The 11,597-nt window shown below is 70.4% G+C and carries 12 protein-coding genes; 3 read left to right on the forward strand and 9 right to left on the reverse strand.

Going from position 1 to position 11,597, the window contains the following annotated elements:
* Nucleotides 1-297: 297 nt before the first annotated feature.
* On the forward strand, nt 298-585 hold the full coding sequence (locus NOO62_RS04040) for a hypothetical protein (protein ID WP_268769506.1): 288 nt from the start codon (nt 298-300) through the stop codon (nt 583-585).
* A 64-nt stretch (nt 586-649) separates the two neighbouring features.
* Here NOO62_RS04040 and NOO62_RS04045 read toward each other — a convergent pair whose 3' ends face one another.
* The 8 genes from NOO62_RS04045 to NOO62_RS04080 all read right to left on the reverse strand — a co-directional run bounded on the left by NOO62_RS04045 (nt 650) and on the right by NOO62_RS04080 (nt 7,172).
* Nucleotides 650-862: a hypothetical protein gene (locus NOO62_RS04045; protein ID WP_268769507.1), complete on the reverse strand. Its 213-nt coding sequence runs from the start codon at nt 860-862 to the stop codon at nt 650-652.
* Nucleotides 863-967: 105 nt separating this feature from the next.
* Nucleotides 968-1,867: an NAD-dependent protein deacetylase gene (locus NOO62_RS04050; RefSeq protein ID WP_268769508.1), complete on the reverse strand. Its 900-nt coding sequence runs from the start codon at nt 1,865-1,867 to the stop codon at nt 968-970.
* Between the two features lie 42 nt (nt 1,868-1,909).
* Entirely contained in the window at nt 1,910-3,070 is a 1,161-nt protein-coding gene (locus NOO62_RS04055) for an FUSC family protein (protein ID WP_268769509.1), read from the reverse strand.
* Nucleotides 3,071-3,337: 267 nt separating this feature from the next.
* A complete protein-coding gene (locus tag NOO62_RS04060) occupies nt 3,338-3,790 on the reverse strand; it encodes an SRPBCC family protein (RefSeq protein WP_268769510.1) in 453 nt (150 codons plus the stop codon).
* A 151-nt stretch (nt 3,791-3,941) separates the two neighbouring features.
* On the reverse strand, nt 3,942-5,180 hold the full coding sequence (locus NOO62_RS04065; protein ID WP_268769511.1) for a helix-turn-helix domain-containing protein: 1,239 nt from the start codon (nt 5,178-5,180) through the stop codon (nt 3,942-3,944).
* 182 nt (nt 5,181-5,362) lie between these two features.
* A complete protein-coding gene (locus tag NOO62_RS04070) occupies nt 5,363-5,548 on the reverse strand; it encodes a hypothetical protein (protein ID WP_268769512.1) in 186 nt (61 codons plus the stop codon).
* Between the two features lie 362 nt (nt 5,549-5,910).
* Nucleotides 5,911-6,603 (reverse strand): hypothetical protein, encoded by a 693-nt coding sequence (locus NOO62_RS04075; RefSeq protein ID WP_268769513.1) that lies wholly within the window; start codon nt 6,601-6,603, stop codon nt 5,911-5,913.
* On the reverse strand, nt 6,603-7,172 hold the full coding sequence (locus NOO62_RS04080) for an RNA polymerase sigma factor (RefSeq protein ID WP_268769514.1): 570 nt from the start codon (nt 7,170-7,172) through the stop codon (nt 6,603-6,605). The genes NOO62_RS04075 and NOO62_RS04080 overlap by 1 nt, the downstream gene beginning before the upstream one ends.
* A gap of 373 nt (nt 7,173-7,545) precedes the next feature.
* Between NOO62_RS04080 and NOO62_RS04085 the strand changes: the two genes are divergently transcribed.
* Nucleotides 7,546-8,388, forward strand: a complete 843-nt coding sequence (locus tag NOO62_RS04085; RefSeq protein WP_268769515.1) for a restriction endonuclease — start codon at nt 7,546-7,548, stop codon at nt 8,386-8,388.
* Nucleotides 8,389-8,449: 61 nt separating this feature from the next.
* Here NOO62_RS04085 and NOO62_RS04090 read toward each other — a convergent pair whose 3' ends face one another.
* Nucleotides 8,450-10,684: an MMPL family transporter gene (locus tag NOO62_RS04090; protein WP_268769516.1), complete on the reverse strand. Its 2,235-nt coding sequence runs from the start codon at nt 10,682-10,684 to the stop codon at nt 8,450-8,452.
* Between the two features lie 160 nt (nt 10,685-10,844).
* Here NOO62_RS04090 and NOO62_RS04095 point away from each other — a divergent pair, with 160 nt between their 5' ends.
* Nucleotides 10,845-11,579 carry a TetR/AcrR family transcriptional regulator gene (locus tag NOO62_RS04095; protein WP_268769517.1) on the forward strand — a complete coding sequence of 245 codons (735 nt, stop codon included), beginning with the start codon at nt 10,845-10,847 and terminating at the stop codon, nt 11,577-11,579.
* Nucleotides 11,580-11,597: the final 18 nt, after the last annotated feature.

Here is an 11,597-nt window from a genome sequence, read left to right on the forward strand (position 1 = left end):
CGACGCAGCCGAGGCGATTCGCCGTCTGCAAGCGGCGCCGGTGGGTGACGACGGCGTCGAGGAGTTGCTGGAGGATCCGTTCGAGTACGACATGGACGAGAGTCTGCGGATCATCGGCGTGACCTCTGTACCGGGCGGCTGCGTCTTGACACAGCCGTGGGGGTACGCGCCACAAATGCCGGGCGTGCTGACCCGGTTGTCTGCTGGCATCACTGATCCCGACTCAGGACGACGCGGAAGGCCTCGCTCCCGGGCGACGGCGTGGTGTACCTGCCGCTCCGGCGGCGCATCTGGTCCATGGCCCATCCGTGGGCCGCACGCGGTCTGCACGACGTGGGGCTCGACCGGAGCCCGGCTGCCTCGCACACCCTGTACGGAACGGAAGTCGCCGCCGAGCGTCTGCGCGTCCGGATGCTCTCGCAGAGCCGCATCGTGGCGGTCGGCGATCCGCCAGGACAGCCACGGGACCGGGATCCGCGGGAGCGGACGAAGAGACAGGTCCTTGCGGACCACTTCGAGAAGTGCCGGGTCTTGCGCCCTCAGGGGGCGCACATCACTCTGTACGCCCGCCCGGGCCACTGCTGAAGCGTCGGCCTCCGGCCGTCGGCCACCAGCGGCCGACATGGCCCCCGGGGCCCGGCGGGTCAGGTCACGCTCCGTCGCCGTCCAGCACCCGCTGAACCGCCTGCTGGGCCGCGTAGAAGTCCGTGTCGGAGACCTGGGGGTCGTTCTCGACGCTGTCGAGCCAGTCGGCGATCTCGTCGGGCGTCCAGAGGTCGAACCCCTTTGGAATGTCGAGCGTCGTGGTGTCGGCGCGCAGCTGTTCGGCGGCGGCTGCTTCCTTGACGCTGCGTGTGCTCACTTCGATCATCGTGGTTCTCCCCTCGGGTCGGGTGACGGACGGGCGACGTTGCCAGAGGTGGGGGCGGGATGTCCAACCGTCGCCGATGTCGTGCCCGGACTCGTGTTACGAGGGTGGGAGGGTCCGCGACACGACGGTGGTCAGCGCGGGGCCCAGGGGGAGGTCGATGCGGGTGGCGTGGCGGTCGCCGCGGGTGGGGCCCTGGTTCACGATCAGGACCGGGGTGCCGGACCGGGCGGCCTGGCGGACGAAGCGGAGGCCGGACATCACCGTCAGGGACGAGCCGAGGACCAGCAGGGTGGTCGCTCCGTCGACGAGGCTTCGGCGGGCGGCCACCCGCTCCGGCGGGACGTTCTCGCCGAAGAACACCACGTCCGGCTTGAGCACGCCGGTGCCGCAGGCCGTGCACGCCACCGTCCTGAATCCGCTGACCGCCTCGGCGGGCAGATCCACGTCGCCGTCCGGGTTCACCTGTGCCGCGCGGTTGCGGGCGGCGACCGCCTCGAAGCCGGGGTTCGCCGCGCGCAGGCGGTCGTCGAGCGTCGCGCGGTCTTCCGCCGCGCCGCAGTCCAGACAGATGACGCGGTCGAGGCTGCCGTGGAGCTCCACCACGTCCCGCGCTCCGGCGGCCTGCTGCAGCCCGTCGACGTTCTGGGTGATCACTCCGGTGACGAGACCCGCTTCCGTCAGGGCCGCCACGGCGCGGTGACCGGCGTTCGGGCGGGCCGCCGCCATGGCCCTGCGGCCCAGCTGGCTCCGGGCCCAGTACCGTCGGCGCGCTTCGTCGCCACCGGTGAACTCCTGGAACGTCATCGGCACGTGGTTGCGGCGGAACGAGCCGTGCTCCCCTCGGTAGTCCGGGATGCCGGACTCCGTCGAGAGGCCCGCTCCGCTGAGCACGACGACGCCTCCCGCGCGCACCGCGGCGACGACCGCCGAGAGGTCGGTCGAGGCCGGAGGCAGGTCGCCCTGCGGCTCCCAGGTCAACGTGGGTCGCGTCCGCATGTCCTTCAGCTTAGGGCCGGGCTCCGACAGTGATCGGCCGCCTCAGGCGTCCGCCGTGTCCTGGAGCACGTCGCAGGTGTTCTGGAACTCCTCCATCAGGCGGGTGGCCTCGACGATGAGGACGCCGTACGGGCGGGACGCGTCGGCCAGCGGCAGCCCGTACTCCTGCGCCACGTCGAGGACCTTCTGGAGCGCCTCCTGAGCGGTCCCTGCGAGGCCGCACATCTCCTGGGCCTGGTCGGACAGCTTGTCGGAGTCGAGTTCGACGAGGACGTGCACGACGTCGCGCAGGGCCGCGGCGAAGTCGGCGTAGGCCTCCAGTGCCGGGGTGTAGGTGTACGTGTCCTCCGTGTCGCGCCAACGGCCGAGGCTGCGGGTCAGCGAGGCCAGCTGGTGGACCGCGCGTTCCATGGCGGCCAGTGCCTGCCGGTAGCGGTCGAACCTGAGGTAGCCCCGGTGGGCGGGGAGCAGGCGGCGCGGGTTGAAAGGCACGCTGTTCTCCGCCGTGCTGAGCCCGGCCCGCGCCTGGCCCACCGCGTCCTGCACGCGCTCACCGGCATGGAGCCACTGATCGGCCCGGTCGGCGTCCACGTCGCCGCTGCAGAGACCGTCGGCCATGTCGTCGAGCAGGTACTCCATCTCCGCGGCCAGGGCACGCAGGCCCTGCTCGGCGCTGCGGTAGCGCAGCGGCGGCGCGATGCAGAGGTTGACGGCCAGGCCGATGCCGCAGCCGATGAGGACGAGGAGGATGATCTGTCCGAGCTGGAGGGCGCGGTCGGCGTTCGTGGCGGCGGCGGAGTACGTGGAGAAGGCGAAGAAGGCGGCGGTGGCGACCTGGGAGCGCTGTTCGCCGAGCGCCGTCCACTGGCCGAGGCTGAGCGCGATGGCGGCGACCACGACGAAGGCGAAGAGGTCGGGTCCCGCGGTGAAGCCGATCGCCGACTGTACGGCTACGCCGACGACGACCGCGGCGACGTAGCGCAGCGTCTGCCACACCGACTGCTGGAGCGTGACGTTCATGATCAGCACCGCGGAGAACGGTGCGAACGCCGGGGACGTGGCGTTCAGGAAGTCGTGCGCGATCCACCACGACAGCGTCGCCGCCAGCACACGTTTCGCGACGAGGAGCACCGTGTGGCGCTCGTGCCCGGACGAGCCCCACGCTCGCGCCCACCAGGCTCTGCCCTTACGCAACCGCTCCACCACGCGCTCCGACCGCCCTTTTCGTGCTCGGTCCCGACCGTCGGGGACTTCAGAGACTGTGTAACCCGCATCGATCGCTTGAATCGGGGTCGTCGTCACAATGCTGTCGAGGCCACCATGCGTCTGAGCAGGGCGTCATCCCAGGAAGCGCGGCGTACGACGGACAAACGGGCCGCTGATGCACCAGGGCCGTCGGCGTGCGGGACGAGCGAAGGCCCGGACCACCTCGGTGGTCCGGGCCTTCGTCGCGTCTCGTGCCGTGCTGCGTCACACCTCGCCGCGCCAGGCGCCCGTTTCCGCGCCGCCGCGCTTCTCGATGAACTGCTTGAACCGGCCCAGGTCACCGGTGACCTGCCGCTTGACGAAGCCGAGCTTGTCGCCGACCGTCTCGGCGAGGCCGTCCGGGTCGTACCGCATCTGCAGCATGACCTTGGTGCGCGACTCGTCGAGGCGGTGGAAGGTGACGACGCCGGCCTGTTTGGCCTGGCCCTCCACCGTGGTCCACGCCACGCGCTCGTCCGGAATCTGCTCGGTGATCCTGGCGTCGAACGTGCGCTCCACGCCGTCGATCTTCGTCACCCAGTGGGTGAGCTTGTCGCTGCGCTGCTCGATCCGCTGGACACCCTGCATGAACTCGGGGAACGTCTCGAACTGGGTCCACTGGTTGTACGCCGCGCGGACCGGGACGTCGACCTCGATGGACTCTTCGACCTGCGACACGGATGCCACCTTTCCTCGCGTACCTCCTGGTGCGACCACACGGCCGACCACATGCCGTGCGGCCGGGCGGTGCACCTCTCTCTTCACTCGCGAGTGCCCGGGACATCCGCTTTCACTCACGGGTTCCGCAGATCACGGATGGCTGCGGCCGTCAGATCGCCGCGGCCCTCGCCCGCCGCGCGATCGTGCGCCGCACCTGTTCCCGCATGGGTTCGGTGAGCAGTGGATTGCTCTTGAGGACGCCGTTGAACTGGGCCAGGAGCCGGAAGACCGCGACGGGGGCCGCCGTGCCACGGTCCGGGTGCGTCAGGGGCGGCAGCGGCATGGGGCGCTTGGCGGGCGGCCGACGCGTCCGCACCGCGGTGCGCCAGAGCGGTTCGAAGTACGCCGCTTCGCCGTCCAGGGCGGAGACCAGCTCCCGCACGGTCTCCCACTCCAGCACCGCGGCGCTCTTCAGCATGGCGGTGATTTGATGAGTCGTCAGTTGAGCGCTGGCCGCGGCGAGTTGAGCCGGGTCGGGGTGTCCGGCGCGGCGGTGGAGGTAGCGCAGCGCCGCGTGCAGCGAGGGTGGAGTGTCTCCCTTCGTGCCTCGGCGGGTCAGGGCGTTGTCCCACAGCGGCCGGAGCTGGGCCGGGGAGGCGCCGCAGGCGCGTGCCAGGCGGCAGACGACGGACCAGGAGGGCAGGCGTTCGCCGGCGATGATGCGCGAGACGTAGCCCGGCGAGAGGCGGGCCTGCTCGGCGACCGACCGCAGCGTACGTCCGCTGGCGCGGTGCAGGGCGGCCAGGGCAGGAGCCAGCTCCTCGGCGCAGACGACGACGTCCGCGCCCTCCTCGTCGGCGTGCTGGCCGAACGTGCCGGTGATCATGTAGCGGACGGGGCCGGGCCCTGGGCCGTCGTCGGGCGCCGCGGGTCTGCGCGGCGTGGGTCCCGTCGGGCGCTGGGTACGCGGGGCGCGCTTGCGCTGGTAACGGTCCATGGCGGTGGCGTACTTGTGGCGGACCGTGTCCGGGGTGAGGTTCATGGCCCCGCCGACGTCCGGCCAGCTGGCGCCGCGGGCCCGGGCGCGGCCGACGAGGCCGATGGTGACGGCGTCCAGGCGCTGCTGGATGCGCACCAGGACGCGCAGGGGGTCTTCGGGCGGCGCTCCGGAGTAGTCGAGGGAGCCGAGCAGTTCCTCGACCTCGTCCTGGATCGCGCGGAAGTCCTGGAGGAGCTGTTCGTCGACGAGCCGGGTGTCGGGAGGTTCCGGGCGGCTCTTTCTGCTTTCGCGGTTGGCCGCCTGGCGGCACTTGGTGCCGCAATAGGTGCCCGGGCGTCCGGCTCCTTGGGATATCCAGGTCTTGCCGCACTGCGGGCAGACCCTTTCTCCCATATTCGGCTGGATCATACTGTGTCCCTTCCTGGCATATGCGGTGGTCACGGGCTCAATTGCGTGGAGGCCCGGACCACCCGACCGCTTCGACCGTGCATTCCGTGACAGGAGCCGGTGATCCAATCCCCTTTCGTCGGGAACTGGAGCACCGGCGTGGCACCGGAGGCCATCAGGAATGGTCGGCCTCCGGTGGTCCGTCAGTTCTGTCCGGCACGGCCGAGCAGATACACCCCACCCATCCACACAGCGGCCATGACGAGGGACGCTGCGGTCTCGGGGAGGCTCGGATCGCCGTGGAACACGATCAACGGCGGCGCTTGCAGGGCCGTGACCAGCGGGTTGCCAGGTTTGTTGCCTGCCGGGTGTTCGGTGTTGCCCGTCATATACGGGGCGACCGGTGCGCTGTTATGGTCGGGACCGGTTCGGCGCCGTGCGTGCCGGAACCGGAAGCGGCCAGGAAAACGGGGCATGTGTCGCGTCCTCTTTCTTGGTTTGCATTCATCAAGAGCGCGAGCCCGGGACCCCGCGAAGAGAACGGGCTCGCGCTCGGTGAGCGTAGTGACACGGTATGCGCAAAGCTATTCGGACATTTGCCCCCAACTGCAGTGCATTTTCGGGCCGATCGGACACTTTCGTAGACCGCCTGCGGCCTCTTTGCATCCACTACTCCGAACAATCCCGCACCCTCGAATTGCTTCTGCTATAGGCGGATGCGACGGCGTGCACCGGATGGCGGGACGGGAACTCACCGGCTCACCGCGAGCGCCACGTCGTCCGTCTTCATGAAGGCGCGCAGCACCGTGTCGTTGCCCCCGAGCAGCTCCCGCGCGCCGGAGTCGTCGTACGACGGAGCACTCCGCTCCAGGCGCGGCAGGTGACGCTCGGCGAAGCCGAGGAGGCGGGAGAACGCCCGCCACACGCGGGCCTCCGGAACCGTCCCGACGGCCGCGTGGTGCGCCTCCAGGAGATGGGCGGCCAGCGGGTCGCCCGCGCCTGCCGCGAACCGCCACCAGAACAGTGCGCCTTCGCGCCGGTCGAGCACGTAGAGCAGACAGGCGAACGTCCGCGCCCCGGCCTCGTCGTAGTCGTCGGCGAAGTCGGCCAGCGAGTCGATGTGCGCGGAACTCACCACTTGTCTGCACAGGCCGCGGACGTGTTCGAGGACCGCCTCCGGCGCGGCCGCGGGGTCCGGTGGGCAGAGCGGCGTGGGGCGGCGGCGCGCCCCGCGGCGCGAGCGGGCCCGCGAGGCGCCCGTACGGCGCGCGGGTGCCAGTGCCTCCTTGGCGACGGCGGCGGGGCCGCCGTTCTGGACACGCGGCGGCAGAGAGGCGTCCTGGGTGATCCGGACGGCGAGGCGATGCATGAAGGCGTCGCTGTCATGGGCGTCGAATTGAAGCTCCAGTTCCTGCGCGCTGTTGCGCAGGATGTCTTCCAGCATCAGGAATCTCCTTTTCCCCGAGTGGGGAGATCCATGAGGGATTGAAGGTCTTTGAGGCCTCTGCACACGTGCACCTTGACGCAGTCCGGGCTGATCTCCAGCCGTTCCCCGACCTCGTGGTTGGTCAGTCCGCACAGGAACCGCAGCCGTATGCAGGCCGCCCGCACGGGCGCGCGTTCGTCCAGGCGCTCCAGGGCCCGGTCGAGTTCCTCGTGCTCCCCGAGGGCGAGGAGGTCGTCGCCGGTCGGGACGTCCGCGAAGAGCAACTCCCCGTAGGACGTCTCCCGGTCGGTGATCCGGGCCTGCTTCCGGAAGAAGGTGGCCATCTCCCAGTTGAGGATCTGGTGGGCGTACGCGACCGGGTTCGCGTGCGCCCGAATGCGCGGCCACTTGCGGTAGATGCGGACGCCCGCACTGAGGACCACCTCCTCGGCATCGTGCACATTGCGCACCCGTGCCGCCGCCGCCTTCAGGAACTCCTTCTTGTGACCCCGGAAGAACGTCTCGAAGTCGGCCGTCAGCTCGGCAGGATCGATCAGGTGGTGCTCCTGCTCGGACGGTTCAGTCACCCTCCGCACCCCCTTCGGCAGGATGCCAGGCCCATTGAGGCCTCACGGACTGCTCCTTTCCCGTTCAACTGGCGGGCCGGAGTGCCACGTTGCGCACCCGGGAGGACATCGTCCTCGCCCCTACATCGCGCCGCCGCGCGCGCCTGGTTAACCGAGTGGGCCAACTTCTTTGCGGAATGAGGGATTCCATCGGCCGTGGACTGTGCCACCTGCACATACCCGAATCGCTGTGACGCACGTCACTGCGTGGGGCGCAGGGGGTCGGCGCTCCTTTTGGCCGTGCCGATCTTGGGCAACCGGAAGAAGTGATCTTCGTTCCCGTCCACCGCCGGTCCACCGCCGGTCCACCACCGGTCCACCGCCAGGGAGAGCAATGACCGTATCCTCGCGCCCGGTTCGGCGGACGAACCGCGAGCGGCGCTTCGATCTGCGCACGACCGCCCTGTTCTTCCTCTTCGTCGCGATCCTGCTGTGCGGCACGGCGGCTCTGGTGCGCGCCGCGGCCCACATGGTCGAGAGCCGTCCGCTGTGGATCGGCTCGCTCGCCGTCGTGGGCGTCGCGGCCGCCTGCCTCGGCAGGTCCAGGTGGCGGCGCGTCTCGGCGGCGAGGTACGCGCGGCGTGCGGCCGAGGTGCTTGAGGAGGCGGCCGAGCGGGCGTCCGAGAGCCTTGAGGGCACGAAGACGCCCACGCCCGCCACGACGGTCGCCGCCCCGGTGGTGCCCGCCGTCGCGGGGGACGGCTTCGTTGCGGAACCCACTCTCGTACTGGAACCGGAGGATGCCACGACCGTCGTCCTGGACGCACCGGCCGCCTACGTCGACTACACCGAACTCGACGCCGACGCCTTCGAGCAGGCCGTGGCCGACCTCTGCGCCCGCGACGCCTGCCAGGAGGTCGAAGTCGTGGGCGGTGCCTGCGACTTGGGAGCGGACGTCCTGGCGGTGGCGCCCGACGGACGGCGGCTCGTCATCCAGTGCAAACGGTACGGCGAGGACAACAAGGTCGGCTCGCAGGACCTGCAGCGCTTCGGGGGCACGTGCTTCACGGTCCACGAGGCGGATGTCGCCGCGCTGGTGACGACGAGCGACTTCACCGCTCCCGCCCTCGAGTACGCGCAGCAGTGCGGCATAGTCTGCGTGAACGGCGCCGAGTTGCAGGCCTGGTGCGACGGTACGGGGCCGAGCCCGTGGGACCTGGTGGTCGTCGAAGCCTGACCGCGGCGGCGTCCTCGGCTCTCCAACGTGCGGATCGTACGGAGCGTACGGATCGTACGGGTCAGACCTTCGCCGGTGCCCGTCGTGCCGCAGGCGCCGGATCGCCCTCGCTCAGCCCGAACCGCGCGTGGAACGTGCGCAGCGGCCCCGGCGCGTACCAGGCGGAGCGCCCGAGCAGCCGCATCGCGGCCGGGACGAGGATGCCGCGCACGGCGATCGCGTCGATGAGGATGGCAAGACCGCTGCCCAGGCCGAAGAGTTGCATGAAGCTGATCTCCGCCGTGCCGAAGGCGAAGAAGCTCACCGCGATCAGCGCGGCCGCCGCGCTGACGATGCCTCCGGTGTGGCCGAGGCCACCCGTCACGGCGGACTCGTTGTCCTCGCCGAGCTCGTGCAGTTCCTTGATGCGGCTGGTGACGAACACTTCGTAGTCCATCGAGAGCCCGAAGGCGACGCAGAACATCAGCACCGTCATCGACGTCTCCATCGGCTGTGCGGTGAAGCCGAGCACCCCGGAGAGGTAGCCGTCCTGGAAGATCCAGGTCATGACGCCGATGGTCGCGCCCAGGCTGACCGCGTTGAGGACGAGGGCCCGCAGCGGCTGCACGACGCTGCCGGTGAAGAGGAAGAGCAGCAGGAACGTGGTGACGACGATGAGGCCCACGGCGAGCGGCAGCCGTCCCGCGATGGAGTCGTTGGAGTCGACGAGTTCGGCGTCGCCGCCGCCGACCAGCGGGTGCGTGCCGGAGGGCGGGGTGGCTGTCCTGACCTCGTCGACGAGGTCCTTCGCCGCGTCGGATTTCGGTGTCAGGGTGCTGACGACGTTGAGCTGCTGCGCGGTGGGGCGGCCGAGCGCCGGGTTGCCGGGGCCGGTCGGCCCGGTCCTGCCGTCGGCGTAGGTGCCCGTACTGGTATCGACGCGGGCGACACCGTCGAGCCCGGACAGGCGTGCCGCGTAGGACGCCAGCGGGGCCTTGTTCACGGACCCGTCGATGACTACGTGCAGAGCCGCCGCGTCGTTTCCGTTGAAGTTCTCCCGCAGGGACACGGAGACCTCACGGCTCTTGGCGTCCTCGGGCAGTACGCGTTCGTCGGCGGTGCCGAAGGTGATGCCGAGGAGCGGGCTCGCCGCGAGGAGCAGGACCGCGAGCACGGGCAGCGCGGTGAGCGCGGGGCGGCGCATGGCGGTGCGGGCGAGGCGTCCCCACACCGACGTCGGGGTCCCGGCGCCCGACACCGATGCCGGGGTCCCGGCGCGCGCCCGCCTCGCCCACGGCATGCGGCCGCTGTTCACGCGGTGGCCCAGCACGTTGAGCAGGGCGGGCATCACGAACAGCGAGGCGAGGGCCGCGATGACGACGACGCCGACACCGGAGTAGCCGAACGAGCGGAGGAAGTACTGCGGGAACACCATGAGCGCGGCGAGGGCCGCCGCCACGGTCGCCGCGGAGAACGCGACGGTACGGCCCGCCGTGCTCATCGTCGTGCGGACGGCGTCCTCCACACTCGCGCCCGCCGCGAGCTGCTCCCGGAACCGGCTGATCATCAACAGGGCGTAGTCGACGCCGAGTCCGAGGCCGAGTGCCGTGGTCAGGTTGATCGCGAAGATGGAGACGTCGGTGACGCTGCCGACCACGTACAGCTCCGCGAAGACGCCCACGATGGCGATCAGCGCGATGGCGAGCGGCAGCAGCGCGGAGACGACGGTGCCGAAGACGACGAGGAGCAGCAGGAGGATCAGCGGGACGGCGATGGTCTCGGCGAGGACGAGGTCCTTCTCGGTCTGCGGCCCCATCTCGTAGCTGACGCCGGCGCTGCCGCCCGCCTTGACGGTGAGCGTGTCCTCGTACGTTCCCGCGTAGTGGTCGATGACGCCCTCGGCGTTCTCCTGCTGCGCCATGTCGCGGCCCTTCACGCGGGCGAGCACGAGGGCCTCGCGGCCGTCCTTGGAGCGCAGGTCGGGGCTTTTCGTGTCCCAGTACGAGACGACGTTCGCCAGGTCCTTCTCCTTCTTCAGGTCCGAGACCAGTGCCTGGCCGCTCCGCCGTGCGGCGGGGGCGTCGATGCGGCCTTCGGAGGCGCGGACGAGGAGGACCAGGTTCGTCTCTCCGCCGAGCTTCTCGTCGATGACGTTCCTGGCCCGGGAGGACTGGGAGGCCGGATCGTCGAAACCGCCCCCCAGCAGCTTCCCGAACGCACCGGCTCCCAGGGCGCCCATGAGGGCCACGACCACTACGGCGACGATGAGTACCAGCCGCGACCGGCGGATCGCCAGCTCGGCTATGCGTTCGAACACGCGCTGTCTCCTTCATGTACGGGTGGTGCTAAGGCGGGTAGTGCGGTGACGGGCGCAGCCGACGCTAGCGGGGCACAACAAAATTGAGCAGTGTTAGATTTTCTTCACGGGATGCCCGATTCCGGCCCCGGGGCGAGGGAGGGCGACGTACGGTCGCCGTATGTCCACCTACGAAGTCCCCGCGCCCCGGCCCTCGTTGCGTGAGCGTCGCCGAGCGGTCGCCGTCGACGAGATCGTGAGCACGGCCGAGACGCACATAGCCGAACACGGCCCGCACGCCCTGTCGTTGCGCGCGGTGGCCCGCAGCCTCGGCATGACCGTGCAGGCGCTGTACCACTACTTCCCTAGCCGGGACGACCTCGTGACGGCGCTCATCACCAAGGCGTACGACGACTTGGCGGACGCGGTGCAGGCCGCGACCGAGGCCGGGCCGGACGACCCGGACGTACCGGGGATGATCGTCGCGGCGGAGGGCTACCGGCGGTGGGCGATCGGGAATCCCGAGCGGTTCCAACTCCTCTACGGAGCACCGCTCCCCCACTACCACGCGCCTCTGGACGGCCCCACGACGGAGGCGAACCGCCGGATGAGCGCGGTGTTCGAGCGGGAACTGTTCCGGGGGTTCACACCGGAACAGCTGGCGGCGGCCGACACGCGGTCGCTGTCCCCCGAGTTCCTGGACCACCTCGCGCGGCAGGCGCCCCCGAGCGGCACCGCCCTGCCGCCGTCCGCGACGGCCCTGTTGTTGAGCGTGTGGGGCTATGTGCACGGCATGGTCGCCCTGGAGGTGTTCGGGCACACCGGTTTCCTCGGCGCCCACCAGTCCGAGCTCTACCGCATGGCGATGCGCAACCTGTACGACGACGTGCGTCGGCGGGTCCCGCGGCAGCCGTGATCCGCGGGCCCGCCCTCC

This window comes from Streptomyces sp. Je 1-369 (genome assembly GCF_026810505.1).
Taxonomy (GTDB): Bacteria; Actinomycetota; Actinomycetes; order Streptomycetales; family Streptomycetaceae; genus Streptomyces.